This is a genomic window from Desulfomicrobium macestii (assembly GCF_014873765.1).
In the GTDB taxonomy this organism is placed as follows: Bacteria; Desulfobacterota; Desulfovibrionia; order Desulfovibrionales; family Desulfomicrobiaceae; genus Desulfomicrobium; species Desulfomicrobium macestii.
In genome coordinates this window covers 40,373-64,843 of record NZ_JADBGG010000021.1, presented here as the reverse complement: position 1 = coordinate 64,843, position 24,471 = coordinate 40,373, and the positions used below count along the sequence as shown (strand labels likewise).

The following is a 24,471-nucleotide window of genomic DNA, read 5'->3' as shown; positions in this document are numbered from 1 at the left end:
GAAACAATTTTTTTAACCAAAATGATTAAATTTTTTTAATTTCTATCATTTTTTTAAAAAGAATCAGTTTTAGTAAAATTGTATCGATATATTATGGCAGTTTTTAAGCAGCTTGTTTTTTAACACGGCCTTGCATCCAGGCAATGAGATCTGGTGTTTTGTAAAAAACACGTTTACCCATTATGATTTTTCCGGGTCCAATACCCAAACAATCAAGATTGGCTAAAGTTCTCGGATGCAACAACCCCTCCGAAAATATTCCAACTTTGGTGCGGGGTACAAACGGTTTTCCCCACTTGGCAGCTAGTTCATTAAACTCATTGAGGAGTACATGATCCTCAATATCAGTGTATTTAGCTTTCTCGTCATTCATTACCATTATATATAACCTCCAAATTATGTTGTTGTGAAACTATCTCGTGTTCAAGGGCAAGAACTCCCATCTTATAAGATATACAGGATTTGGAAGTTTTTTTCAACCTATCTAGACGATTCCAGCTCAACTTTTTTTAAGCGCCCGTGTGTGTGGCCGACCAAGGCAAACAGTGCCAAGACGAGTTCATGGTTTATTTTGGGGGACAGGTGGGGGACAAGACGTCGGGGTCGGTCACGAAAAAGAAAAAAGGACTTAAGTGTTTTAACACTTAAGTCCTTGTTTTCTTTTGGTGCCCAGGGCGGGACTTGAACCCGCACGACCCGAAGGTCAAGGGATTTTAAATCCCTGGCGTCTACCACTTCCACCACCCGGGCAGGGAGGTTTTTCAAATATACAGGGCGGTGATGACCGTCAATTCTTTCTTGGGCTCTTGGACGGTTAAGCGGTGGCGGGTCCGGGTATGGTGTGGTCGATCGGGTGACGCGGCGCGGGGGAGGGGCGAAAAATTTTTCGCCCCTACGATGCGGTGGGACGTCGTTTGGTGGACGGGGATTTTTTTATTTTTGACTGGTTTTGGTTTTTGCCGGCCGAAGTGCTGCCATGTTTTCGTTTATGGTTTCAGTCTGTTGCGTTGCGGCTTGCGATGAAGTTCTTGAAGTCGGCGGCAAATCCGCTGTCGATGTAGCTCAGGTCGCGCAACAATTCTTCCACGTCAAAGCCGTTTTGCACCGCGAACTGGGCGAATGCCCGGCCGGAGGTGCCGGCGTTGCGCTGGCGGATCAGTCCTTCACCGTCGCGTGAAAAGAATTGGTAGTGCCCCAGGGCGTCCAGCACCAGGGAGTACTCCAGGTCCCAGGGAGTGTCCGCCGCGTAGTTGGCAACGGACCCGAGATAGTGGCCGGGCAGGGATTTCAAGCGGTTCTCCTGTCTTTGCGCAGAGTGAATTTGTACCAATCCTTGTACTGATAGAAATAAAGGGCGGTGGCGCACTGGACCAGGACGGACGCGAACATGGCCATCCATACGCCGTTGGCGGTCTGGAATACCACATGCCCCAGCAGGTACGCCAGCGGCAGGCGCACCAGCCACGCTGCCGTGCCGAATATGACGGCCTGGTAGATGGTCGCGCCCGCTCCGGTGAAGGCGCCGCCAAGGATCATGGCGGCCAGCAGCGGCGGCGTGGCGGCCATGTTCCAGGCCAGATAGCGAATGGCTTCGTCCTGTACCTGCAGGTCCGGCGCGACAAAGGCGATGACCGGCTCAATGACCAGCCACAAAAGGCCGGTGATGATGCTCATGGCGATCACGCCCACGACCATGATCTTGTAGCCGATGCGCTTGGCCTCCTCCTTTCGCCCCTGGCCGAGATAGTGGCCCACCAGAATTGAGGCGGTGAAATTGAAGGCGATGCCGGGAAGAAAGAGCAGCGCTTCGATGCGGATGCCCGCGCTCATGCCCGCCATGGCGACGACGTTGTCAAAGGGAAGACTGGCCGTGATGGCATAGAGCACCATGTAGGCCGAGTGCCAGACCAGCTGCATGAGCCCGGCCGGCCAGGCTACCTTGACCAGATAGGGCAGGGCCAGCCGGACCCAGCGCCATGGGGCCAGGCTTTGCCGGGAGAGCAGCCCGCAGCGGAACATCATGGCAAAATTATAGACGGTGCCGCAAAGGATGGAGGCGAATGTCGCCCAGGCGATGCCCTTGTACCCGAGGTTGGGTAGCCCCCACATGCCGAGTCCAAGGCCCAGGTCGAGCAGTGTGTTTACTCCCGTGACCAGAATCATGGAATAAAGGGGCAGGGTCACTATTTTCTGGGCCCGGAAAAAGGCGTTGCTGATGGTGAACAGGTAGTAGGCCGGCAGAATGTAGAGACTGACTTGCAGCAGATATTCGGCGATGGGCATGACCTCGGCCGGTATCTGCAGCAGGAGCAGGAAGCGTTCGTCGAACCAGAGCCCGAAGGCCAGAATGATCAGTCCCGTGACAAATCCGAGTCCCACTCCAAGCCCCACAAAACGTTTGACGCGGCGTGGCAGCCCCGCTCCGGAGCTCTGGCTTATGGCCGCCACACCACCGTTGGCCAGCGCAATGGCCACGACCATGAAAAAAAACATGGCTTGGCTCATGACGCCCACGCAGGCTTGAGTCTCGCGACCGATCCGTCCGGCCACCCACACGTCGACAAAGCCGATCAGGAAATGGAAGAACATCATGACCACCTGGGGCCAGGCCAGGTTCCAGATGGTAGCGTAAGGTGCGCGTTGCAAGTTCTGGTCGAAATCGCTTTTAGACATGTCTGCTCCGGATGAGTTGTCTGGGTCGGAATGCTTCAGGGACTTTGATTTGACAAGCGAAAATGTGCCCGCCCGATGTCAGGGACCGCCTGGGCTTGCTTTCCCGGGTGGCTGCGGATAACGGAACGGATCTTGACAATAAACAGGGCTTGTGCCCGTGAGGTATAGCGTGGATTTTGAAAATTTGCCCGAGAGCGTGACCGTGGTCGAAGAGGGCGAGAAAAGGTTTTTTCTCGTCGGAACCGCCCACGTTTCCCTGGAAAGTGTCGAGGATGTGCGCCGGACCGTGGAGATAGTGCGTCCTGATTCCATCTGCGTCGAGCTTTGCCCGGCGCGTCATCAGGCCATGACCCGCCGCGACGACTGGAAGCGGATGGACATCTACAAGGTCATCAAGGAAGGCAAGGCTGTCTTCCTCATGGTGCAACTCGTGTTGCAGGCTTTCTACCGCAAGATCGGCGACAAGCTGGGCGTGCAGCCCGGCGCGGAGATGATGGAAGGAGTGCGTCTGGCCGGCGAGACCGGAGCCACCCTGGTCCTGGCCGACCGCGATGTGCAGGTCACCTTGAAGCGCGTCTGGGGTTTTCTTGGCTTCTGGAAGAAATTCCAGCTTCTGAGCCAGCTTCTGGCCAGCATCTTCGTCGACGACGACGTGGACAAGGAGCTTATCGAGGATCTGAAGAAGAAGGATCAGCTGGCCGCGATCATGGGCTCTTTTGCGGAAAATTTCCCCCAGATCAAGGAACGCCTCATCGACGAGCGCGACATCTATCTGGCGCAGAAAATCCGCAAGGCTCCGGGCACGAACATCGTGGCCGTGGTCGGAGCCGGTCACGTGCCGGGCATGCAGAAATATTTTGGCCAGGAGATCGACCTGGCTCCGCTGGAAGAGCTTCCTCCACCCTCCAGATGGGGCGCGTTCTGGAAGTGGGGATTACCCGGTTTTTTCGTCGCATTGCTGGTCATCGGATTTTTCCGTGGCGGCGCTGATGCCTCCATGGACGCAATTTCCGTCTGGGTGCTGGTGACCGGCATCGGCGCGGCCCTTGGTTCCCTTGCCGCCTTCGGGCATCCGCTGACCGTGCTTTCGAGCTTTCTGGCCGCGCCCATCACCACGCTGCATCCGCTCATTGCCGCGGGCTGGGTGGCCGGACTTGTCCAGGCCTGGGTCAAGAAGCCCACGGTTTCGGATCTTGAAGAACTGCCCATGAGCGTCATGACCGTGAAGGGATTCTGGATCAATCCGGTCAGCCGCATTTTGCTCGTGGTTATCTTTGCCAATCTGGGCGCGACCATAGGCGTCTTTGTCTCCGGAAGCTGGATCGCGAGCATGGTCTTCTAGAACGGTCGATTTTTGACGGGGTCCGCGTCGGTGAGGGGACCGTGAGAGGTGGCGATATATGCCATCCATACCCGAAGATCGCTGCAAGACGGCTTGAGGCAGGGCTGCGCAAGATACACTGTCATTCCCGCGAAGGCGGGAATCCATCCGGCATGATTTCATATCGAAACAACTTGTTTTGACTCAACAAAAAAGGGTGACCATTTCGGCCACCCTTTTTTGTTGTCGATGCGAACAGAATCCGGCGCTAGTAGGCACCGTCCTGGGCCAGTTCCTTTTCGGTGACCTTGTGGGCGAAGGTCCGGTAGAGCCAGAACTGGTAGGCCGCCACGATGGGGATGAAGACCAGCGTCACGCCCAGCATGATGGACAGGGTCAGGGTGCTGGAGGCCGCGTTGGTGATGGTGATGGAATAGTCCGGGGAGATGCTCGAAGGCAGCAGCGCCGGGTACAGCCCGACCACGCCGAAGAGCGTCAGGCCGGCGATTATGGCGGCGGACAGGCCCCAGGCGGACCACCACTGCTCCTTGCCGATCTGCTGGCGCAGCAGAACGAGCGCCAGGACAGGAATCACCAGCAGGACGAGCATCAGCGGGTTGAGCAGGTAGTTGGCCAGCAGGTTGGTGTAGATGGCGGTCAGGACCACGAAGGCGCCGATGAGTGCAACCAGCACTGGCCAGAGCCTGCGGGCCAGCTTGGCTGCGCGTTGCTGCAGGTCGCCTTCGCTTTTGATCGTCAGCCACAGGGCTCCGTGCATGACGAAGAGCAGCACGAAGAGCACTCCTCCGGCCAGGCCGTAGGGATTCAGAAGGGTCAGCAGGTTGCCCTGGAAGACACCGTTTTCATCCAGGGGCAGGCCCATGAAGATGTTGGCGAAGGCCACGCCCAGAAGCAGCGCGGGCACGAAGCTGCCGATGGTGGCACCCCAGTCCCAGACCTTGCGCCAGGCCGGGCTGTCGACCTGGTGTCTGAACTCCAGGGAGACGCCGCGGACGATGAGGGCGAAAAGCAGCAGCATGAGCGGCGTATAAAGGCCGCTGAACATGACCGCGTAGGCCTTGGGGAACGCGGCGAAAGTCACGCCGCCGGCGGTGATCAGCCAGACTTCGTTGCCGTCCCAGAAGGGCCCCATGGCGTTGAACATTACCCTGCGGTCCGTGTCGGATTTGCCGAGGAACGGGACAAGGGTTCCGATGCCCAGATCGTATCCGTCCAGCACGAAATAAACAGCCCAGAGCACACCCCAGAGTAGGAACCATATGGTTTCAAGCATGTATCAATCCTCCTTGTGATCCGAACGGTTTATGCCTCGGCCGGGCCTTTCTTGGCGAACTTGAAGAGCAGGTAGATGTCCACTGCGCCCAGCAGCGCGTAGAGCAGGGTCAGCGCCACCAGGGAGAAGGCCACCTGGGACGTCACGATGGGCGAGACCGCGTCGGCGGTTTTCATGAGCCCGTAGACGATCCAGGGCTGACGTCCCACCTCGGCCACGACCCAGCCCGCCTCGATGGCGAGATAGGGGAGCGGGATGGCGAAGAGCATGGCCTTCAGCAGGCGCGGCGTCTCGGTCAGCTTGTTGCGGCGCAGGAAGGCCCAGATGCAGAGGATGGGCAGGAGCGTGCCGAGGCCGACCATGGCCCTGAAGGAGAGGAAGGTCAGCATGACGGGCGGGCGCTCATCCGCCGGCCAGTCCTTCAGGCCCTGGACGGAAGTGTTGAAGGAGCCGTGGGCCAGAAAGGACAGGGCGCCGGGGATGCCGAAGAGTTCGATGGCGTTCTTTTCGTTTTTTTCGTCCGGCACGACCAAAAGATACATGGGCGCGTTTTCATGGGTTTCCCACAGGGACTCCATGGCCGCGAGCTTGGCGGGCTGGATCTTGCCGACTTCCTGGGCGTGATGGTGGCCCTGGACCGCGACCAGTACCGAGAAGACAAGGGCGAAGACCATGCCCATCTTGAAGGAGCGGGTGAAGAAGTCGATGTTCTGTTTTTTGAGCAGATGGTAGGCGGAGACACCCATGACGAAAAATCCGGCCAGGGTGAAGGCGCCGCTCAGCGTGTGGACGTACTGCTGCCAGCCAAAGGGATTCAGGAGCACGTGAAAGAAATTGTCCAGTTCGGCGCGTCCGTTTCTGAGCACATAGCCCACGGGGTTCTGCATGAAGGCGTTGGCCAGGAGAATCCATGCCGCCGAAAGGTTGGAGGCGATGGCCACAAGCCAGATACATGCCGCGTGCATCTTGGGGGACAGGATGTTCCAGCCGAAGATCCAGGCGCCGAGAAAGGTCGATTCAAGAAAAAAGGATGTGGTGGCTTCAATGGCCAAAAGTGATCCGAAGATGTCTCCGACATATTCGGAATAGCGGGACCAGTTGGTGCCGAACTGAAATTCAAGCGTGATTCCCGTGACCACGCCGAGCACGAAATTGATGACAAAGAGCTTGCCCCAGAATTTGGTCATCCGTTTGTACGTCTCGTCGCCGGTCCGTACGTATTTGGTTTCCATGATGGCTACCAGAATGGACAGGCCCAGGGTCAGCGGGACGAAGATGAAATGAAACATGGTAGCCATGGCGAATTGAAGCCTGGATAACATGAGCACATCCATAGTGAGTCTCCTTTAGTTTTGAGCGGGTGCGTGGCCCGTGATCCGGCAGACGGCCTCCGCGGCCAGGATGGCCGGGGTCACTTCCTGAAGTTCGCGGTCGCGGTACAATTCAAGGACCGATTGGTCCTGGCTGATGGCTCCAAGTTTCGGCAGCGCCGCAGTCAGACCCAGCAGACCGCAGGCCCAGGCCGCAAGGCCCCGGATGACCGTGTCGCAGTCTTCCAGGGCGCAGAGCAGATCGGGCTCCGCCTTCGCCGCGAGGTCCGGCCGAACCTGAGCCAGCCGCCCCACGCCCCAGACGGCCCCACGGCGCAGGGGGGCGTGTTCCAGGTAGCAGTCAGGCCGGCAGTGGTCCTCATGGATATAGGCCAGGAGGTGGTTGTGGTATTCGGAAGCGATCAGGGGGCTTGCGGTCATGATTTCGGCCATGGCCTCCGGTGCGCCCCAGCCGATGCCCCCGGATTCGTCGTTGAGGCTCCAGATGAAGCGGCGCATGACCACGCGCGCCTTTTCCGGAGACTTTTCGGCCAGGGCCGCGATGACGATCCCAAACCCCGTGACCGCGCGCCAGCGGACCAGCGGCGCAGGGTTGCACAGCGCCGAAAAAAGCGGCGCCACGGCCTGCTGTCCAAGATCCGCGAGGCCGCCAAGGTCCGCCTCCCAGCCATCGGTGGCCAGGAGGTCCAGGACTTGGCGTTTTATTTCTCTGCTGCGCGCCATGGTGCGTATCTTAAGCCTCGGCTTCCACTTTGGCGACGATGGCCTTGCCCACCTGGCGTCCCAGTTCCTTGCACTCGGCCAGCTTGGCGTGATCCGGCACGTTCTTGCATTTCACGCCGGGCTCGACGACCTCTATCTTGGCCGATTTGAGCCACTCGGTCAGAATGTTCAGGGATTCGCCGCTCCAACCGAAGGATGCGAAGGCCGCGCCGACGCGTCCCAGGGGCTTCAGGCCTTTCATGTAGGTCAGAAAGTCCGCCATCAGCGGCATGATGCCGTTGTTGTGGGTTGGGGAACCGCAGATGATGCCGGTGGCGTCGGCCAGGGCGCCCATGACGTCGGAGTGGTGGTACTGCTTGAGATGCATGATCCTGACCGCGACCCCTTCTTCCATGAGTCCCTCGGCGATGGCCTTGGCCATCTTCTCCGTGGAGTGCCACATGGTGTCAAAAACGATGACGGCCTTTTTGTTCGGCTTCTGCTCGGCGTAGTCGCGGTAGGCCTGGAGGATCAGCGGCACGTTGGAGCGCCAGATGATGCCGTGGTCCGGTGCGATCATGTCGATCTCAAGACCCAGCTTGGCCACCTCGTCGAGCACCGCAATGACCCGGGGCGAAAAGGGCAGGACGATGTTGAAGTAGTAGTGGGAAGCCTCCGCCATGAGCATGGCCAGATCGATTTCGTCGTCGAAGCGTTCGCTGGAGGCGATGTTCTGCCCGAAAGCGTCGTTGGAGATGAGCAGCTTCTCTTCGGGAATGTAGGAGAACATGGAGTCCGGCCAGTGCAGCATGCGTGTCTCCATGAACTGCACCGTGCGCTTGCCGAGGCTGATGGAGTCGCCGGTCTGGACCGGATGGTAGGGCCAGTCTGGCTGGTGGAAATGGTCGAGGAGCATGCGGTGTCCCATCTTGGAGCAGAAGACTTTCTCGGGCTGGATCTTCTCCATCAGGAAGGGCATGGCTCCGGAGTGGTCGGGCTCGATGTGGTTGCAGACGATGTAGTCGATCTTTTCCAGCGGAATGATGGACCGGATCTGGTGATATAGGTCCATCTGAAATTTGGCGGGAACCGAGTCGAAAAGGGTGATCTTGTCGTCGATGACCAGATACGCGTTATATGTCGTTCCCTGGGGAGATTTGGAGTATCCGTGGAAATCATGGATGTTCCAGTCCACGACTCCGACCCAGTAGATGTCTTTCTTGATTTCGGTAACAGGCATTGGGAATTGTCCTTACAACGTGATGACCCCGCCCGGGGCGGGGAGTTGAGCTTAGAAAAAACCAGGCCAGCCCGGATCGTGCGGGCTGGCCTGGTAAATCAATCTTCCTTGGCGAAATCTTCCTTGCCGGCTCCGCAGACAGGACAGGTCCAATCTTCCGGAACGTCTTCAAACTTGGTTCCGGGGGCGACTCCGTTGTCCGGGTCGCCGGTGGCCGGGTCGTAAACATAACCGCAGAGCGTGCAAACGTATTTATCCATGCTGGGTATCTCCTTTTAGTTTTCGATTTTCCAGTGTCCGTGCAGGTTGCAATATTCGCGGGCCGTGACCTTTTCCGCCTCGATGCAGAACTCGGCTTCAGGGGCCTGGCCGGGGCTCAGGTACTGGCGGTAGACCTTGCCGTCGGCGACAAGCTCGATCCATTCAATATAATGAGCGTCGATCATGGGGTGGGCGACTTCGCCGACCACGACCTTGTAGCCGGTGGCGGTTTTGTGGATCACGGGAACATGTTTTTCCCGGGCCGCGTCCACTGTTCCTTCTACCTGAAGCTTCATGTCCTCGCCGCAGCAGACCAAGGCTCCTTCGCCGCCATGCATCACTTCAACGATATTGCCGCACAGGTCACATTTGTAAACTTCGAGTCTTTGCGCCATTTCTTCCTCCGTGTTCGTGGTGTGAATTTACCCGAACACATACCATGGAACGGCTGAGTGTTCCAGTGATTTTGATAATTGGGACATGTTCGCCGCTAATGGACTATTGCGCCAGCTTTTTTCCAGCCTGGCACTGGGGGCAGATCCCCGAAAATTCCAGGCTTACGCCGGTGATCTGGAAGTCCGTGCCAAGTCCCTGCTCAATTCCCGTGATGTCCGGAGCGTCGAAGATGTCCCCCACCTTTCCGCATACTTCGCAGCGGATATGGTGGTGGGGGGAGACGTCGCCGTCAAAGCGCTTCTGTCCGGCCGCGTTTTCCAGCTTACGCACCAGGCCGAGCGAACTGAGCACTTCGAGATTGCGGTACACGGTGCCCAGGCTGATGCGAGGCATCTTCTGGCGCACCATGCCGTAGATCTCGTCGGCAGTGGGGTGGGTGGTCACTGATTTGAGCTCTTCCAGGATGATCCTGCGTTGATTGGTCAGGCGCATGTCTTTGCCCAATAGTTCTTTCATGTCGGTACCTCTGTCAAACTTTGATAATTGTTCCTATTAAAAATAAGGACCGGCGTCAACAAAAAGGCGGGGTTGGATCAGGCCGGGATGGTAGAAAGCAGATCCAGGATCAGTTTCTCCGAGACGTCTTTCATGCAGGCGTTGCCGAGCGCGCATGCATCCTGGCCGTGCAGGGAGCAGGGGGCCTTGGGGCAGGGGCTTTGATGGACAACGTCATGCGGACCTGAAGGGTAGAACCCCCATTCCTTTGTGGTCGGTCCGAACAGGGCGATGACCGGCGTATCCACGGCCGTGGCCAGGTGCATGGGGCCGGAGTCTCCGGTGATCAGAACTCGGCACAGGGACAGCAGGGCCGAGGTGGCGCGCAGATCCGTGGTGTTGGTCAGGTCATGCGGAGTCTGTGGAAGGAGCGGCTGGTCATGGCGACCGAGGATGAGCACCTGCTCTCCCTGGGCTTCCAGGCTTCTGATCAGGTTTCGCCAGACTTCGGGGCTCGGGGTCTTGGCCGGGTGGGTGGCGTAGGGATGGATGGCGACGGGGCGGGTCAGTCCCAGGCGTGAAAGCGTTTCACGGGCCGCAGCCTTCTCGTTCCCGGCAAGAAAGATGCGGGGTTTCAGCGCGTTCGCATCCACGACCTGTGGATCCAGAGCCATGCAGTAGCGCTGGGGGACATTGAGGCGGCGGAGTCTGGCGGCGAACACGGGGTGCCGAGTGGCCAGAAACAATCGTCTGGTCAGTGAAAATTTGCGGTAGGAGCGCGTGGGTCCGGGCCAGAGCGAGCGCAGTAGCAGGGTGCGCAGGTTGACGTGCAGGTCGATGAGCGGCAACCGGCCAAATTCCCTGGCCAGCTCACGGCAGAACCTGATCCAGCTTGCGCCGTGCAGGTCTTCTTCGCGGACGCCGATGATTCCGGTCACGGCCGGGTGGTTGTCGAAGACGGGAGTCAGGGCCGGTTTGGTCAGCACCCGAAAGGTCAACCCGGCCTGATCATGCCAGTATGCGAGCACTCCCGTGGTCAGAATGGCGTCGCCAAGGGCGCTCAGGCGTACGGTCAGGCATTCCTGGTTGCTGAAGGGCAGGGACATGGGGGAGAGGCTCCTATCTTTGGGCGCAGAGGTCGGCGTAGACCTGCATGAGGGCTGCCGAGGTGCGCGAGATGTGAAAATTCCGGGCGTGGCGCTCACCCCTGGCGATCATGTCCTGGCGCAGGGCGCTGTCCTGCAGGATCCTGGTCAGGGCCAGGGCCAGTTCCGGCACGTCGCCCGGGGTGGTGTACAGGGCGGCGTCGCCGCCAGGTTCGGCAAAGCAGGAACCGGAGGAAGTGATGACCGGCACCTTGCTGTTCAGGGCCTCAAGGATGGGAATGCCGAAGCCTTCGCCTACCGAAGGATAGGCAAATGCCTCGGCCAGCTGGTACAGGCCGGGCAGGTCCGCATCCGCGACCTGTCCCAGGAAATGAACCTGGCCGCCAAGGCCCGAGGCCAGCGCCTGGTCGCGAAGCGCGGTTTCCATGGGTCCCTTGCCGACGATGACCAGGTCCGGCCGGTCGGACCGTGGCAGGCTCGCCAGGGCGGAGATGAGCGTCTGGGCGCCCTTGCGGGGGATGAGGGAGCCGACGAACAGGACGTAGCGTTCGGGCAGGCCGTGAATCCCACGCAGCCTGGCCGCCTCGTCCCTGCCCCTGACGACAGAGAAGGCCGGGGAGCAGCTCTGATAGGCGACACGGATGCGTTCCCGGGGGATATTGAAAATTTCGTGCACGTCGTCGGCGGTCTTTTGGCTGATGGCCACGATCATGTCCGCGCGCTGGCAGCTTTTTCTGTATTTGAAAGCGTAGAGCTGGCGGTCGATCCAGGGATAGAGGTGCGGGTGGGTCAGGAAGAGCAGGTCATGCATGCTGACCACGGTGCGCGTGCGTGGTCCGAAAGAGGTCAGCGGGAGCTCGTGGGACAGCCCGTGGTAGATGTCCAGCTCATGGCCGCGCGCCGCGCGGGGAATGCCCAGGCTGCGCCACAGGGCGGGGAACATGCGCCCAAGCGGGCATGCTTCCTGCACATGCAGGCCGTGACAGGCGGGCAATGTGCAAAATGGTCCGGAGAGGCGCTGCGTATATAATGTATAGCGATGCTCTGGAAAATGCTCCGCCAGCCCGAAGATGGTGCTGCGGGCGTAGTTGCCGAGCCCGGTGGGGTTGTGAAAGAAGCGCTTGGCGTCAAATCCGATGTGCATGCACATGTTCCTTTTTTTGCACAAGATGCTCCAGATAGCAGCCAAGGTCGCGCGCCAGCCAAGTCGGCCGGTCCGGTCCGGTGACGCAGCGCTGCAGCGGGGCTCCGGGTGCATCGAGGCCAAGCTTCCGGGCGGCGTCAAGGCCATGTCCGGTCAGGACCAGCACCGTTTCGGCGCAGCCGATGGCCTGCCCGAAGCGGATGTCGGCAACCTTGTCTCCGATCATGACCGTTTTTTCGGGAGACAGGCTGAAGTTCGCCGCCAGTTCCCGCCAGAGTCCGGTGCGCGGCTTGCGGCATCCGCATTCGTCTTCCGGAGAGTGGGGGCAGTGGGCGGCGCCGCCAAGGACGATCCCTTCGGCCAGCAGCAGTTCCACCAGGCGCGCGTGCACCCGGCGGTAGTCGTCTTCGCTGAACAGCCCGCGCCCGATGCCGCTCTGGTTGCTGGCCAGGTAGAAGCGGCAGCCGAGCCCTGCCAGCCTGCGCATGGGGGCGGCCACGCCCGGAATGAGCGCGACCAGGGCGGGATCGCTCAGGTAGTGGCGCTCTTCAATCAGGGTTCCGTCGCGGTCGAGGAGTATGGTGTCCATGTCTGTCATATTTGTCCTTGCCGAAGATGGGCTTTTTTGATCGGTAAGCGCAGCAAGGTCAAGAAAGGAAATGAATCGGTTCGGACCGCCGGTTCCCGGAGCGTTGGAGGTAAAAATTTTGTCCGACGAAATTGTTGACGAAACTGGTCTGGTTGTGGATATGCGCGTGCGAAACGGCACGCAAGGCGTCGTGACAGGTGGCGGCGGTTCGTGCTAGGAGCCGGGCCACAATGAAACCGGAGACTTTATGAGTACCGCAAAAAATCAGAAATGGGTCTACCTCGCCGCCGTCCTGCTCGTCGGGGCCGGGGTGGGCTATCTTCTCTTCAGTGGCCTGTCCCAGAATTCCGTCTATTTCCTGAATGTTTCCGAGGCCCTGGCCATGCCTGCCGAAAAGCTGTCCCAGGCGAGGCTTTTCGGTACGGTGGCAGAGAAGGGCGTGGATCATGACCCTTCGGCCATGGGCGTGTCCTTTTTCGCCCTGGACAAGGATGATCCGAGCAAGGCCATTCGCGTCCACTACCAGGGGGCCGTGCCCGATACGTTTAAACCCGGCGTCGAGGTTATCCTCGAAGGATCGTTCACGGCCGACACCCGGGTGTTCGAGGCCACCACGCTGCTGACCAAATGTCCTTCCAAATACGAAAAGAATGAAAAGGGCCAGATGCGTCCCCCCGGATTTGCAGGCTAGTCCCGGTTCATTCAGTATCTTTTGCAACCAGAACCTCCACGAGGATACCCCGCTTCATGCACGCCATCAGTTTCACCGCACTACTCTTGAGCATGCTGGCCGCCGTGGGCTTGACCGCGACGGCCGGGATGAAGGCCCTCAAAGACGATTTCGACACCGTAGCCCTGCTTGAAAAGGGGCAGATCCTGCTGACCATCGTGGTTTTGGCGGTTTCCGCCGTCCTGGTGCAGGCCTTGGTGGTCCGTGATTTCTCATATGTCTATGTCCGGGATTACACGGACACCTTTCTGCCCCTTTTCTACGCCGTAACGGCATTCTGGGCCGGTCAGAACGGATCCTTCCTGTTCTGGTACCTGTGCGTGGCCGTCATGGGTTGGTGCATGATCTACACCCCCGGATATTCCCGGCTGGACAACAGGACCAAGGTTTTCTTCTGGATTCTCTTTTTCCTGGTCGAGATCTTTTTCCTTTACGCCCTGACCGGCCCGAGCAACCCCTTCATGAAGCTTGATCCCGTTCCGGCTGAAGGCCGGGGTCTCAACCCTCTTTTGCAGAATCCGGGCATGATCTTTCATCCCCCGCTTCTTTTCCTGGGCTACGCCGGCTACACCATCCCATTTTGCCTGGCCCTGGCCTCCCGCCTCTCGGGCAATAGCCGCGAGTGGCTTGAATTGTGCCGCAACTGGAACATCGTGGCCTGGATATTCCTGACCTCGGGCATCATCCTCGGAGCCTGGTGGTCCTACATGGAGCTTGGCTGGGGCGGCTACTGGGCCTGGGATCCGGTCGAGAACGCGTCGCTCATCCCCTGGCTGGCCGGAACCGCCTTCATCCACACCGCCATTGTCGGCCGCACGCGCAAATCGCTGCTGCGGACCAACGTGTTCATGGTCGCCCTGACCTTCCTGCTCTGCTTTTTCGCCACTTTCGTGGTTCGCAGCGGCATGATCGATTCCCTGCACGCCTTCGGCGGCAGTCGCATGGGCATCCCGCTTCTGGTATTCATGGTCGCCACGCTGGTGCTGACCTTCTATGTCTGTCTGGTCCAGCGCAAGGACGACTCCGCGCACATCGATGACTTCGCCAGTCGTCCGGGCATGCTCTTCCTGGCTTCCTGGCTGTTTTTGTGCCTGGGCGGCATCGTCTTCCTGGGCGTGCTCTGGCCGGTTCTGAGCAGCATGTGGAGCGCAAATCCGGTGGGTCTTGATGCGGGCTTTTACAACAAGGTCTGTCTGCCGCTGTTTGCCGTGCTGGCCTTTATCATGTCCATCTGTCCATGGTTTTCGCAAAAAAGCGGGATCAGTGACAAGGCGGCCCTGGGGCTGGTTCTGGGTGCCGGTGCAGGATCGGCGGTGATCATGTTCGTCATGGGCTACTCGCAGCCGCTGGCTCTTTTTTCGGCCGCTTCGGGATTCATGATGATCGTCTCCATTGCCCTGTATTTTGTCCGCAACAAGGGCGCGCGGGCCTTCCTGCCGTCCTTGGGCGCGTACGGCGTGCACCTTGGCGTGGCGCTGATGGTCGTGGGCGTGGCCTTTTCCGGGCCCTACAAGGTGGAGGCGGAGGCCGTACTGACCAAGGGACAGTCCATGACCGTGGGCTCGTACGAGGTCATGTTTCATGAACTGACCCACGATCACGACAATCCGGCCATGGATACCCACGCGGCCCTGTTGACCGTGACCCGGGGCGGCAAGGATGTGGGGAGCCTGGCACCTGAGAAACGGCTGTACCGCAACTTCGAACAGTCGACCTTCGCCGAGGTCTCGGTCATCCCGTCTCTTGGCGAGGAAATATATGCCACGCTGCTCGGTTTCAACGAAGAGGGCGCGGTCAGCCTGAAGGTGAGCGTCAACCCGCTGGTCAACTGGATCTGGATCGGCGGCACCCTGTCCTGCCTGATCGCGTTTCTGTGCTGGAGAAAGATCGAGCGCCGATGATGAGTTCAGGTTCCCTGCTAACCTTGCGCGGCGTCAGCCATTTCTTTGGCTCCCGGCTGATCTTCAAGGGGGTGTCCTGCGAACTGGCGCCGGGCAGCATAATGCTCGTGGCCGGACCCAACGGCGCGGGCAAAACCACCCTCCTGAAGATCATGGCCGGTCTGACCCCGCCCCGTGCGGGCACGGTGGAGCGCAAGGTCAAGGATCGGGCCATGGCCTTCATGGGGCATCAGACCTTTGTCTATCCGGCGCTCACTGCCCTGGGCAATCTCGAATTCTGGAACAGCGTCTACGGGCGCGGACTTGGCGACGCGGCCCTGCTCGCTCTTTTGGACCGGGTCGGCCTCAAGGGCTTCGCCCTGGAGTCGGCGGGCACGTTTTCCAGGGGCATGGCCCAGCGCCTGTCCCTGGCGCGAGTCCTTCTTGTCGAGCCTGCGATTGTGTTTCTGGATGAGCCTTCAACCGGCCTTGATACGGCTTCCCAGGCGTTGCTGCATGCCGAGTTGGAGGCCGCAAGGACCCGGGGCGCAGGAATAGTCTGGATATCCCACGACCTGGACCGGGATCTTGGCCGCGCGGATACGGTCCTCTCGCTTGGCGGTCGCGGCATGAGCTATTTCGGCCCGGTGCACGGGTTCGTCCCGGAGGGACCGTGATCGCATCTTCACTGGCCATCGCGCGCAAGGATCTGCGCCTGGCCTTCGCCGGGGGGCAGGGGCCGGTGCAGGCGGTGCTGCTCGGACTCCTGCTGGTATTCATCTTCAGCCTTTCGGCCGCCCCGGGCGACCGTTTTTCCGCCCAGCAGGCCATGGCCATCTTCTGGCTGTGCAGTTCCTTCGGGGTGGTCCTGATTTTTTCCCTGCTTTTTCGTTTCGAGGAAGAGAACGACACGGCCACGGCCCTGCTCCTTTCCCCTCTGCCAGTGCAGGGACTGTGGTTGGGCAAGACCCTGGCGGGGCTTCTTTTGCTTTTGTTGTGTCAGGTGTTCTTTTTTCCGGCGGCTCTCGTCTTTTTGGGCCTTGACCCCGGCGAAAACCTGCCCGGGCTCATACTCATGGTGCTGGCCGTGGACGTCGGCCTGTGCGTGCTTGGCGGGCTCATCGGGGCCATGGGGCAGGGGCAGGGAGCCAAGGACGCGCTTTTGACCATCATCGTTTTTCCGTTGCAGGTGCCGCTGCTGCTCGGCGGAATCCGTATCGGGGTCGGGCTGATGCAAGGCGCGTCAATGGCCGGAGTCTCGGATTGGTTCGGACTTGTCTTGGCGTTCGACGCAGTTTTTGCGGGCGCGGCACTTTTTCTGTTCCCTCATGTCTTCAGAGGGGAATAAAGGGACGAACATGTTTCGCATCTATCCAAAAATACTCACGATTTTTGCCTGCGTTAGCATGGCGCTGATGGCGGTTGGACAATACGCCATCTGGTTCCATGCCCCCGAGGAACTGACCATGGGGCTGGTGCAGAAGATCTTCTATTTTCATTTGCCCCTGGCGTGGTGGTCGTTTGTGGCCTTTTTCGGTGTGTGCGCCGCAAGCGTCATGGTGCTGTGGACCGGACGGGAGCAATGGGACGTTCTGGCCGGAGTGCTGGCCGAGATCGGGGTGCTTTTCAGCGGCTTGGCCCTGGTCACCGGCTCCCTCTGGGGCAGAGCGGCCTGGAATACCTGGTGGACCTGGGATCCGCGTCTCTCGACGACGCTGGTGATGTGGTTCGTGTACGCCGGTTATCTGGTTCTTCGTTCCGCCGACGTGGGAGGGACCAAGGGCGCGAAGGTGCGGGCGGTGCTCGGGATCGTGGCCTTTTTGGATGTTCCGCTGGTTTTTTTGTCCGCCAGGCTTTGGCGGTCCATTCATCCGGCCGTGCTCGCCTCCAGGGGCGGTGGACTTGAGCCGGAGATGTGGACGGCCGTGTGGATCAATGTCCTGGCCTGGGGAGCGATGTTCGGGACTCTTGTCCTGGCGCGCTATCACGGCGCCGGTCTGAAGCGGCGCGTCGAGGCGGCCCTGATCGGCATTCAGGAAAAGACCTTGCAATAAGGGGAATAGGCATGAATTACCTTTTTATCGCCAATGTGTGCATCTGGCTGGGCGTGGGCGGTTACGTCCTGTTCCTGGCCCGGCAGCACAGTGTTTTGGAACGCCGCGTACGGCAACTGGAGATCATTGATGGAAACGAATAACGCTTTTCCCCAGACTGCCCGGCGCCGGGCGCTTTTCTTCCTGCTGGCTTGCCTTGGCGTAATGCTCTTCGCGGCGGTGAGCTTCAGGGTGGAAAACCCTTCCATCGTGCAGCATGAAGAACCCCGGGGGATGCCCGGCGGCGGGGGCATGGAGCAGATGGGTGGAGACATGGCCGCTGTTTCCTCCATGATGAAGAAACTGCAGGAAAACCCGGAAGACGTCCAAGCCATGCGCGCCCTTGGCATGTCTTTCATGGACATGCAGGCCTGGGACAAGGCGATGTCTTTCTGGGACATGCTCCTTGAGCGGGACGGGAATGACGTCATGGCCCTCAACCAGAAGGGCTTCTGCTTGTTCGAGCTGGAAAAATACGCCGAGGCCGCGGAACTTTTCGAGCGCATGCTGACCATCGAGCAGAAGAATTTTCACGCCCACTACAATCTGGGCGTCATCTACAAACATTACTTGTCGGAACCCGACAAGGCCGCCGTCCATTTTCAGGCCGTCATCGACGCCGCCCCCGATGATCCCGCTCTGATCGAAAACGCCAAGCGGGAACTCGAAAGCAAGTAATCCTCTTGCTCCTGTTTGACACCTCCAAGGGGCTAATGGTAATAGCCCTCGATTCCGCAAGCTTTAGTGGCCCGCCATGGCGGGCCATGAATCATATCCTAAACTTGAACATTGTGGAGGAACTGATGAAACGTTTTTCTGGTCTCGTGATCGCGGCGTGCCTGACTTTGCTGACCAGTACGGCATTTGGTGCCGATACCGTGAAGATCGGCGTGGCGGGAGCCCACACCGGCGATCTGGCCTCCTATGGCCTGCCGACGGTCAATGCCGCCAAGCTCGTGGCAAAGGACATCAACGCCAAGGGCGGCATCGACGGCAAGCAGATCGAACTTTTGATCCAGGACGAAGAGTGCAAGCCTGAAAAGGCGACCAACGCGGCCACCAAGCTCGTTTCCGACGGTGCTGTAGTCGTGCTTGGGCACATCTGTTCCGGTGCCACCAAGGCTGCCCTGCCCATCTACACCGAAGCCAAGATCGTGACCATGTCCCCCTCGGCCACCAATCCTGAGTTGACCCAGAGCGGCCAGTACCCCACTTTCTTCCGCACCATCGCTTCCGATGACGCCCAGGCCATGCTCGGCGTCAACTTCGCCATCGACAAGCTGGGCGCCAAGAAGATCGCCGTCCTGCATGACAAGGGCGATTACGGCAAGGGTTATGCCGAGTACGCACAGAAGTTCATCCAGGAAGGCGGCAAGGCCGAAGTCGTCCTGTTCGAAGGCGTGACCCCCGGCGCGGTGGATTACTCCGCCGTTGTCCAGAAGGTTCGTCAGGCCGGCGCGGACACCGTCATGTTCGGCGGCTACCATCCTGAAGCCTCCAAGATTGTTTCCCAGCTGAAGAAGAAGCGCGTCAACGTGAAGTTCATCTCCGACGACGGCGTCAAGGATGACACCTTCATCAAGGTCGCGGGCGCCGACGCCGAAGGCGTTTACGCTTCCGGTCCCCAGGACGTCAGCGGCCTGGAAATGAACAAGGCCGCCAAGGCTGCCCACATGGCAGAATTCGGCTCCGAGCCCGGCGCGTTCTTTGATGCCGCCTATGCGGCCATGCAGGCCCTGGTCAACGCCATCGACAAGGCCGACTCCACCGACGCCGACAAGATCATGGAAAAGCTTCGCACCGAGACCGTGGACACCACCGTCGGTACGATCAAGTTTGACGCCCGCGGCGATGCCGAAGGCGTTGGCTTCTCCATGTATCAGGTACAGGGCGGCGCTTACGTGGAATTGAAGTAGGCTCCCTCTTACAATGCAGCTTTAACCGAGGGACGGGCGATAAAGCCTGTCCCTCGGTTCTTTCAACAGCCCGGCAAGGAATGGTCCAGGGCCGGAGCAGACGGGGAATTATGGACTGGCAATATTTCACGGAACTTTTTTTGGGCGGATTGACCAGGGGAAGCATCTACGCTCTCATCGCCATCGGCTACACCATGGTCTACGGCATCATCGAGCTCATCAACTTCGCCCACGGCGAAGTATACATGCTCGGCGCCTTCGTGGGTCTGATCATCGCCGGAGTGCTTGGGATCATGGGGTTTCCCGCGCCCGCCATTCTGGTCATCGCCGCAGTGGTGGCGATCATCTACTGCGCGGGGTACGGCTACACCATGGAGAAGATCGCCTACAAGCCCCTGCGCGGGGCCGGTCGTCTCTCTCCGCTCATTTCCGCCATCGGCATGTCCCTGTTCCTGCAGAACTACATCATCCTGGCTCAGACTTCCGACTTTCTGCCGTTTCCGCGCCTGATCCCGGATTTTGATTTCATCGAGCCCATAGCCCACGTTTTCGGATCCTCGGACTTCGTCATCGTTGTCACCAGTGCGTTTTCAATGGCCGGTCTGACGGCGTTCATCAAGTACACCAAGATGGGCAAGGCCATGCGCGCCACGGCCCAGAACCGCAAGATGGCCATGCTGCTCGGAGTGGATTCGGACAAGGTCATCTCCATCACCTTCATCCTCGGTTCGTCTCTTGCCGCCCTCGGCGGCGTGCTCATCGCCTCGCATGTGGGCATGGTCAATTTCGCCATCGGATTTCTCGCAGGCATCAAGGCCTTCACGGCCGCTGTTCTGGGCGGCATCGGATCCATCCCCGGCGCCATGCTCGGCGGCCTCTTTCTGGGTCTGTCCGAGAGTTTCGCCACCGGCTATATTTCAAGCGACTACGAAGACGTCTTTGCCTTCACCCTGCTGGTGGTCTTTCTGATCTTCCGGCCGTCGGGTATCATGGGCAAGGCCAAGGTGGAGAAAGTATGATCAGCGGACGCAAACGTATCGAAGGGCGGACACGATAATGAACGAGTTGAAAAAATCCATCATGGTCAGCCTGTGGTTCATGTTCCTGACCTTTCCCCTCATGGTTATCCGCGTCAATACCATTGAAAAAACGGTGATCTGGCGCTGGGAGAACATGGCCTTGATTGGCATCGGCAGCTTTGTGCTGTCCTTTGTGTGGCGCTGGGCCATCCGGCGCAAGGAGGCCGGTGACGCGGTGGCCGCGTCCGGAGAGAAGAAGAGCGGCAAATTGGCGGAGCTGGCCAACAACCCGGCACTGACCAATTCGTTTCGAGCTTTTTTTCTGGTCGTCTTTCTGGTTACCCCCTGGCTTGTGACCACCTACCAGACCAATATCCTCATCTCCTTTTTGCTTTACGTCGTGCTCGGGCTCGGCCTGAACATCATCGTCGGCGTGGCCGGCCTGCTGTTTCTTGGCCATGCGGCCTTCTACGCCATCGGCGCCTATTCCTACGCACTTCTGAATCAGTATTTCGGTCTTGGCTTCTGGGTCGCCCTGCCTCTGGGCGGCGTGATCGCGGCCCTGGCCGGTATTGCATTGGCATTTCCGGTGCTGCGACTGCGCGGAGACTATCTGGCCATCGTCACCCTCGGTTTCGGCGAGATAGTGCGCCTGGTGCTTGAGAACTGGAGCGATCTGACAGGCGGCCCTTCGGGGGTCTCGAACATCCCGCGTCCGGGCCTTTTTGACGTGAAGCTCTCTGTTGCGGATGCAAACATCTATATTTACTATATTGTACTGGTTCTTGCCATTATCACCATCATTGCCGTGACCCGCCTCAAGGATTCGCGCATCGGTCGTGCCCTGCAGGCCCTGCGTGAAGACGAGATCGCCTGCGAAGCGATGGGCATCGACCGCGTCGGCGTGAAGGTCATGGCATTCGGCCTGGGCACTGCCTGGGCCGGATTCGCGGGTGTCATCTTCGCGGCCAAGACCACCTTCATCAACCCCGCGAGTTTCACCTTTTTCGAATCGGCCATCATTTTGTCCATTGTCGTTCTGGGCGGGATGGGTTCAAACCTCGGGGTCATTCTCGGTTCCGCCTTTCTGGTGCTTCTGCCGGAATATCTGCGCGCCTTTTCCGAATACCGCATGATCCTTTTTGCCTCCGCCATGGTGCTCATGATGGTCTTTCGGCCTCAGGGCCTCATTCCGGCCAAGGGGCGCTCCTACACGGTGGACGATCCTGAATTGAACGCGGCCAATGGAGGACGTATCTAGATGAAACCGGTACTCGACGTCACGGCTGTGTCCATGAATTTTGGAGGCCTGCGCGCTTTGAACGAAGTGCAGCTTGCGGTTCATTCGGGAGAGATCGTCGCGCTCATAGGCCCCAACGGGGCGGGCAAGACCACCTTCTTCAACTGCATCACAAGCATCTACGAACCGACCGAAGGCGAAGTCTGGTTCACGCCCAGGAATGGGGCGCGGACCAAGGTGAACGGCCTCAAGCCCAATCTGGTCACGGAACTCGGCATGGCCCGGACTTTCCAGAACATCCGGCTTTTCAAGAACATGAGCGTGCTTGAAAACGTCATGATCGCCCGCCACTGCCGGACCAAGACCGGCATCTGGGGAGCGCTTCTGCGTTCACCCGCAGTGCTTCGCGAGGAAAAGGAGATCGTGGATCGGAGCTACGAGCTGCTCAAATATATGGGATTGCACAAGTTCTACAAGGAACTGGCATGCAATCTGCCCTATGGCGCCCAGCGCCGCCTTGAAATCGCCCGTGCCCTGGCCACCGACCCGACGCTTTTGCTGCTCGATGAACCCGCCGCGGGCATGAATCCGCAGGAAACCGAGACGCTCAAGCATCTGGTTTTCAAGATCCGGGACGAGATGGATATGGCCATCCTGCTCATCGAGCACGACATGAGCATGGTCATGAGCCTCTCGGATCGCATTTACGTCATGGAGTACGGCTGTCTCATCGCCAGCGGCACTCCGTCCGAGATCAGCAGCGATCCTCGGGTCATCAAAGCCTACCTCGGGGAGGAAGCGCATGCTTGAACTCAAGAACGTCTGCACATTCTATGGAAACATCCAGGCCCTGCACGGGATTTCCATGCACATCGACAAGGGGGAGATCGTTTCCCTGATCGGTGCCAACGGCGCGGGCAAGAGCACCACGCTCATGTCCATCTGCGGCGGGGTTCCGCCCCGAAGCGGCGAAATCCTGTTCGAGGGCCAGCCCATCCATCAGGTCAAGGCGGACAGGATCGTGCGCATGGGCATATCGCAGGTGCCTGAAGGGCGGCTCATATTCCCGGAAATGACGGTCATGGAGAACCTGGACCTGGGGGCCTTCCTGCGCAACGACAAGGTCGGCATCGCCCAGGATCTGGAATATGTCTTCACGCTCTTTCCCATTCTGGCCGAGCGACGCAAGCAGCTCGGCGGCACCCTGTCCGGCGGCGAGCAGCAGATGCTGGCCATTTCCCGCGCGCTCATGGCCCGGCCCAGACTGCTGCTGCTGGACGAACCCTCTCTTGGACTCGCGCCGATCATCATCGCTCAAATTTTCGACATCATTCGCAAGGTCAACGAATCGGGGACCACGGTCTTTCTGGTCGAACAGAACGCCAATCAGGCGCTCAAGATCGCTCACAGGGCCTATGTCATGGAAAACGGCCGCATAACGCTTGAAGACTCGGGCGCGGCCCTGCTCTCCAACGAGGATGTCAAAAAGGCTTATCTGGGGATCTAGCCCCGAATCTTGAATTGTAACCCAATCCCCAGCATCGGGAGAGATGAAATATGGATAAATTTCTAGGCAAGGCGTTGACTTTCGACGATGTCCTGCTTGCTCCGGCGTACTCTGAAGTGACACCGGATCAGGTCATTTTGAACACCAGACTGACCCCGACCATCGAGCTCAACATCCCCTTCTTGAGCGCGGCCATGGACACGGTCACCGAATCGCGCATGGCCATTTCCCTGGCCCGGGCCGGGGGCATCGGCATCGTGCACAAGAACATGACCGTCGAGCAGCAGGCCCTTGAGGTCGTGAAGGTCAAGAAGTCGGAATCGGGCATGATCGTCGATCCGATAACCGTGGATCCCGACGACACCGTCGGTCATGCGCTGGAGCTGATGCGCGACTACCGCATCTCCGGTTTGCCGGTGGTGCTTGGCGACCAGCTCGTTGGCATCGTCACCAACCGCGACGTGCGTTTCGTGACCGACATGTCCGCCAAGGTCAGCGAAGTCATGACCAGCAAGAGGCTTGTCACCGTGCCGGTGGGCATTTCCCTCGAGGACGCCAAGCGGCACCTGCATGACAACCGCATCGAAAAGCTTCTGGTGGTGGATGAAGGCAACAAGCTCAAAGGGCTGCTGACCATCAAGGACATCGACAAGGTTCGCAAGTATCCCAACGCCTGCAAGGACGAGATGGGACGTCTGCGTGTCGGTGCGGCCGTGGGTGTCGGCACTGGACGCGCCGAACGCGTCGAGGCGCTGGTCAGGGCCGGAGCGGACGTGATCGTCCTGGATTCGGCTCATGGCCATTCCCGGAATATTCTGGACGCGGTCCGCGCGACCAAGACCGATTGGCCGGATGTCCAGATCATCGCTGGCAACGTGGCCACCTACGAGGGGGCCAAGGCCCTCATCGCGGCGGGCGCGGATGCGGTAAAGGTAGGGATCGGGCCCGGTTCCATCTGCACCACGCGCATCGTGGCCGGTGTAGGCGTGCCGCAGATCACGGCCATCATGGAATGCGTGCGGGCCTGTCGCGAAGAAGGCCGCTGTTGCATCGCCGATGGCGGGGTGAAGTTTTCCGGTGATGTGGTCAAGGCCCTGGTCGCCGGGGCCGATACGGTCATGATGGGTTCCATGTTCGCGGGAACCGAGGAGAGCCCGGGCGAAAAGATTCTGTACCAGGGCCGTACCTACAAGATTTATCGTGGCATGGGTTCCATCGACGCCATGAAGGATGGCAGCAGCGACCGTTACTTTCAGGAAGGCTCGAAGAAGCTCGTTCCCGAGGGCATTGTCGGCCGCGTTCCCTACAAGGGATCGGTGCTTGAGACCATAGATCAGCTTGTCGGCGGGGTTCGTTCCGGGATGGGCTATCTGGGCGCCAAGGACATCGAAACCATGCAGCAAAAGGCCCAGTTCGTGGAGATCTCCGCGGCCGGTCTGCGCGAAAGTCACGTCCACGACGTGATCATCACCAAGGAAGCGCCCAATTACAGGGTGGACGCGTACTGAAACTTTCGAGATCATAACCATCCGTG

At 59.4% G+C, this 24,471-nt stretch carries 27 protein-coding genes and 1 tRNA gene; 14 read left to right on the top strand and 14 right to left on the bottom strand.

Annotated elements, in window-relative coordinates:
* Positions 1–103: 103 nt before the first annotated feature.
* The 4 genes from H4684_RS13730 to H4684_RS13715 form a co-directional block, all read right to left on the bottom strand.
* Entirely contained in the window at positions 104–379 is a 276-nt protein-coding gene (locus H4684_RS13730; RefSeq protein WP_192624157.1) for a hypothetical protein, read from the bottom strand.
* A gap of 284 nt (positions 380–663) precedes the next feature.
* Positions 664–750 (bottom strand) — tRNA-Leu (locus tag H4684_RS13725).
* A 244-nt stretch (positions 751–994) separates the two neighbouring features.
* Positions 995–1,291 carry a hypothetical protein gene (locus tag H4684_RS13720; RefSeq protein ID WP_092193743.1) on the bottom strand — a complete coding sequence of 99 codons (297 nt, stop codon included), beginning with the start codon at positions 1,289–1,291 and terminating at the stop codon, positions 995–997.
* Positions 1,288–2,673: an MATE family efflux transporter gene (locus tag H4684_RS13715; protein ID WP_092193744.1), complete on the bottom strand. Its 1,386-nt coding sequence runs from the start codon at positions 2,671–2,673 to the stop codon at positions 1,288–1,290. Before H4684_RS13715 ends, H4684_RS13720 begins: the two co-directional genes overlap by 4 nt.
* 169 nt (positions 2,674–2,842) lie before the next feature.
* Between H4684_RS13715 and H4684_RS13710 the strand changes: the two genes are divergently transcribed.
* Entirely contained in the window at positions 2,843–4,015 is a 1,173-nt protein-coding gene (locus H4684_RS13710; protein WP_192624156.1) for a TraB/GumN family protein, read from the top strand.
* Between the two features lie 247 nt (positions 4,016–4,262).
* On the opposite strand, the gene cydB is transcribed toward H4684_RS13710, so the two are convergent.
* The 10 genes from cydB to H4684_RS13660 all read right to left on the bottom strand — a co-directional run bounded on the left by cydB (position 4,263) and on the right by H4684_RS13660 (position 12,552).
* The gene (gene cydB / locus H4684_RS13705) at positions 4,263–5,288 is read right to left on the bottom strand and encodes a cytochrome d ubiquinol oxidase subunit II (protein WP_192624155.1); all 1,026 of its coding nucleotides are present in this window, start codon (positions 5,286–5,288) and stop codon (positions 4,263–4,265) included.
* A 29-nt stretch (positions 5,289–5,317) separates the two neighbouring features.
* A complete protein-coding gene (locus H4684_RS13700) occupies positions 5,318–6,622 on the bottom strand; it encodes a cytochrome ubiquinol oxidase subunit I (protein ID WP_192624154.1) in 1,305 nt (434 codons plus the stop codon).
* A 12-nt stretch (positions 6,623–6,634) separates the two neighbouring features.
* Positions 6,635–7,342, bottom strand: a complete 708-nt coding sequence (locus H4684_RS13695) for a DVU0298 family protein (protein WP_192624153.1) — start codon at positions 7,340–7,342, stop codon at positions 6,635–6,637.
* Between the two features lie 10 nt (positions 7,343–7,352).
* Complete coding sequence (locus H4684_RS13690; protein ID WP_192624152.1) at positions 7,353–8,561, bottom strand: FprA family A-type flavoprotein; 1,209 nt, start codon at positions 8,559–8,561, stop codon at positions 7,353–7,355.
* A gap of 98 nt (positions 8,562–8,659) precedes the next feature.
* Complete coding sequence (rd, locus tag H4684_RS13685; protein ID WP_092193750.1) at positions 8,660–8,821, bottom strand: rubredoxin; 162 nt, start codon at positions 8,819–8,821, stop codon at positions 8,660–8,662.
* 15 nt (positions 8,822–8,836) lie between these two features.
* Complete coding sequence (locus H4684_RS13680) at positions 8,837–9,217, bottom strand: desulfoferrodoxin (protein WP_092193751.1); 381 nt, start codon at positions 9,215–9,217, stop codon at positions 8,837–8,839.
* Between the two features lie 103 nt (positions 9,218–9,320).
* Positions 9,321–9,734, bottom strand: a complete 414-nt coding sequence (locus H4684_RS13675; protein WP_092193752.1) for a Fur family transcriptional regulator — start codon at positions 9,732–9,734, stop codon at positions 9,321–9,323.
* A 77-nt stretch (positions 9,735–9,811) separates the two neighbouring features.
* Entirely contained in the window at positions 9,812–10,819 is a 1,008-nt protein-coding gene (locus H4684_RS13670) for a glycosyltransferase family 9 protein (RefSeq protein WP_192624151.1), read from the bottom strand.
* Between the two features lie 13 nt (positions 10,820–10,832).
* On the bottom strand, positions 10,833–11,963 hold the full coding sequence (locus H4684_RS13665; protein WP_192624150.1) for a glycosyltransferase family 4 protein: 1,131 nt from the start codon (positions 11,961–11,963) through the stop codon (positions 10,833–10,835).
* A complete protein-coding gene (locus tag H4684_RS13660; protein ID WP_225940437.1) occupies positions 11,947–12,552 on the bottom strand; it encodes a D-glycero-alpha-D-manno-heptose-1,7-bisphosphate 7-phosphatase in 606 nt (201 codons plus the stop codon). Before H4684_RS13660 ends, H4684_RS13665 begins: the two co-directional genes overlap by 17 nt.
* Before the next feature lie 247 nt (positions 12,553–12,799).
* On the opposite strand from H4684_RS13660, the gene H4684_RS13655 reads away from it, so the two are divergent.
* From H4684_RS13655 to guaB, 13 genes are all read left to right on the top strand, one after another.
* On the top strand, positions 12,800–13,243 hold the full coding sequence (locus H4684_RS13655) for a cytochrome c maturation protein CcmE (RefSeq protein ID WP_192624149.1): 444 nt from the start codon (positions 12,800–12,802) through the stop codon (positions 13,241–13,243).
* A gap of 56 nt (positions 13,244–13,299) precedes the next feature.
* Complete coding sequence (locus H4684_RS13650) at positions 13,300–15,183, top strand: heme lyase CcmF/NrfE family subunit (protein ID WP_192624148.1); 1,884 nt, start codon at positions 13,300–13,302, stop codon at positions 15,181–15,183.
* Positions 15,180–15,839 (top strand): heme ABC exporter ATP-binding protein CcmA, encoded by a 660-nt coding sequence (gene ccmA / locus H4684_RS13645; protein ID WP_192624147.1) that lies wholly within the window; start codon positions 15,180–15,182, stop codon positions 15,837–15,839. The genes H4684_RS13650 and ccmA overlap by 4 nt, the downstream gene beginning before the upstream one ends.
* On the top strand, positions 15,836–16,510 hold the full coding sequence (locus H4684_RS13640; protein ID WP_192624146.1) for a heme exporter protein CcmB: 675 nt from the start codon (positions 15,836–15,838) through the stop codon (positions 16,508–16,510). Before ccmA ends, H4684_RS13640 begins: the two co-directional genes overlap by 4 nt.
* Positions 16,511–16,520: 10 nt before the next feature.
* Positions 16,521–17,216 (top strand): cytochrome c biogenesis protein CcsA, encoded by a 696-nt coding sequence (gene ccsA, locus H4684_RS13635; RefSeq protein WP_192624145.1) that lies wholly within the window; start codon positions 16,521–16,523, stop codon positions 17,214–17,216.
* 11 nt (positions 17,217–17,227) lie between these two features.
* The gene (locus H4684_RS13630; RefSeq protein ID WP_092193761.1) at positions 17,228–17,359 is read left to right on the top strand and encodes a CcmD family protein; all 132 of its coding nucleotides are present in this window, start codon (positions 17,228–17,230) and stop codon (positions 17,357–17,359) included.
* Positions 17,346–17,933: a tetratricopeptide repeat protein gene (locus tag H4684_RS13625; RefSeq protein ID WP_192624144.1), complete on the top strand. Its 588-nt coding sequence runs from the start codon at positions 17,346–17,348 to the stop codon at positions 17,931–17,933. Before H4684_RS13630 ends, H4684_RS13625 begins: the two co-directional genes overlap by 14 nt.
* 125 nt (positions 17,934–18,058) lie before the next feature.
* The gene (locus H4684_RS13620; protein ID WP_192624143.1) at positions 18,059–19,171 is read left to right on the top strand and encodes a branched-chain amino acid ABC transporter substrate-binding protein; all 1,113 of its coding nucleotides are present in this window, start codon (positions 18,059–18,061) and stop codon (positions 19,169–19,171) included.
* Between the two features lie 110 nt (positions 19,172–19,281).
* Entirely contained in the window at positions 19,282–20,190 is a 909-nt protein-coding gene (locus H4684_RS13615) for a branched-chain amino acid ABC transporter permease (protein ID WP_192624142.1), read from the top strand.
* A 37-nt stretch (positions 20,191–20,227) separates the two neighbouring features.
* A complete protein-coding gene (locus tag H4684_RS13610; RefSeq protein WP_192624141.1) occupies positions 20,228–21,451 on the top strand; it encodes an ABC transporter permease subunit in 1,224 nt (407 codons plus the stop codon).
* Positions 21,452–22,240 carry an ABC transporter ATP-binding protein gene (locus H4684_RS13605; protein WP_192624140.1) on the top strand — a complete coding sequence of 263 codons (789 nt, stop codon included), beginning with the start codon at positions 21,452–21,454 and terminating at the stop codon, positions 22,238–22,240.
* Positions 22,233–22,937 carry an ABC transporter ATP-binding protein gene (locus tag H4684_RS13600; protein ID WP_092193766.1) on the top strand — a complete coding sequence of 235 codons (705 nt, stop codon included), beginning with the start codon at positions 22,233–22,235 and terminating at the stop codon, positions 22,935–22,937. Before H4684_RS13605 ends, H4684_RS13600 begins: the two co-directional genes overlap by 8 nt.
* Positions 22,938–22,987: 50 nt before the next feature.
* Positions 22,988–24,445 (top strand): IMP dehydrogenase, encoded by a 1,458-nt coding sequence (gene guaB / locus H4684_RS13595; RefSeq protein WP_092193767.1) that lies wholly within the window; start codon positions 22,988–22,990, stop codon positions 24,443–24,445.
* Positions 24,446–24,471: the final 26 nt, after the last annotated feature.

Excerpts from the sequence above, each read along its gene's own strand:
- H4684_RS13730 (WP_192624157.1), bottom strand. The coding sequence starts at position 379 with ATGGTAATGAATGACGAGAAAGCTAAATACACTGATATTGAGGATCAT.
- H4684_RS13715 (WP_092193744.1), bottom strand. The coding sequence starts at position 2,673 with ATGTCTAAAAGCGATTTCGACCAGAACTTGCAACGCGCACCTTACGCT.
- cydB (WP_192624155.1), bottom strand. The coding sequence starts at position 5,288 with ATGCTTGAAACCATATGGTTCCTACTCTGGGGTGTGCTCTGGGCTGTT.
- H4684_RS13700 (WP_192624154.1), bottom strand. The coding sequence starts at position 6,622 with ATGGATGTGCTCATGTTATCCAGGCTTCAATTCGCCATGGCTACCATG.
- H4684_RS13695 (WP_192624153.1), bottom strand. The coding sequence starts at position 7,342 with ATGGCGCGCAGCAGAGAAATAAAACGCCAAGTCCTGGACCTCCTGGCC.
- H4684_RS13690 (WP_192624152.1), bottom strand. The coding sequence starts at position 8,561 with ATGCCTGTTACCGAAATCAAGAAAGACATCTACTGGGTCGGAGTCGTG.
- rd (WP_092193750.1), bottom strand. The coding sequence starts at position 8,821 with ATGGATAAATACGTTTGCACGCTCTGCGGTTATGTTTACGACCCGGCC.
- H4684_RS13680 (WP_092193751.1), bottom strand. The coding sequence starts at position 9,217 with ATGGCGCAAAGACTCGAAGTTTACAAATGTGACCTGTGCGGCAATATC.
- H4684_RS13675 (WP_092193752.1), bottom strand. The coding sequence starts at position 9,734 with ATGAAAGAACTATTGGGCAAAGACATGCGCCTGACCAATCAACGCAGG.
- H4684_RS13670 (WP_192624151.1), bottom strand. The coding sequence starts at position 10,819 with ATGTCCCTGCCCTTCAGCAACCAGGAATGCCTGACCGTACGCCTGAGC.
- H4684_RS13665 (WP_192624150.1), bottom strand. The coding sequence starts at position 11,963 with ATGCACATCGGATTTGACGCCAAGCGCTTCTTTCACAACCCCACCGGG.
- H4684_RS13660 (WP_225940437.1), bottom strand. The coding sequence starts at position 12,552 with ATGGACACCATACTCCTCGACCGCGACGGAACCCTGATTGAAGAGCGC.
- H4684_RS13655 (WP_192624149.1), top strand. The coding sequence starts at position 12,800 with ATGAGTACCGCAAAAAATCAGAAATGGGTCTACCTCGCCGCCGTCCTG.
- H4684_RS13650 (WP_192624148.1), top strand. The coding sequence starts at position 13,300 with ATGCACGCCATCAGTTTCACCGCACTACTCTTGAGCATGCTGGCCGCC.
- ccmA (WP_192624147.1), top strand. The coding sequence starts at position 15,180 with ATGATGAGTTCAGGTTCCCTGCTAACCTTGCGCGGCGTCAGCCATTTC.
- ccsA (WP_192624145.1), top strand. The coding sequence starts at position 16,521 with ATGTTTCGCATCTATCCAAAAATACTCACGATTTTTGCCTGCGTTAGC.
- H4684_RS13630 (WP_092193761.1), top strand. The coding sequence starts at position 17,228 with ATGAATTACCTTTTTATCGCCAATGTGTGCATCTGGCTGGGCGTGGGC.
- H4684_RS13625 (WP_192624144.1), top strand. The coding sequence starts at position 17,346 with ATGGAAACGAATAACGCTTTTCCCCAGACTGCCCGGCGCCGGGCGCTT.
- H4684_RS13620 (WP_192624143.1), top strand. The coding sequence starts at position 18,059 with ATGAAACGTTTTTCTGGTCTCGTGATCGCGGCGTGCCTGACTTTGCTG.
- H4684_RS13615 (WP_192624142.1), top strand. The coding sequence starts at position 19,282 with ATGGACTGGCAATATTTCACGGAACTTTTTTTGGGCGGATTGACCAGG.
- H4684_RS13610 (WP_192624141.1), top strand. The coding sequence starts at position 20,228 with ATGAACGAGTTGAAAAAATCCATCATGGTCAGCCTGTGGTTCATGTTC.
- H4684_RS13605 (WP_192624140.1), top strand. The coding sequence starts at position 21,452 with ATGAAACCGGTACTCGACGTCACGGCTGTGTCCATGAATTTTGGAGGC.
- H4684_RS13600 (WP_092193766.1), top strand. The coding sequence starts at position 22,233 with ATGCTTGAACTCAAGAACGTCTGCACATTCTATGGAAACATCCAGGCC.
- guaB (WP_092193767.1), top strand. The coding sequence starts at position 22,988 with ATGGATAAATTTCTAGGCAAGGCGTTGACTTTCGACGATGTCCTGCTT.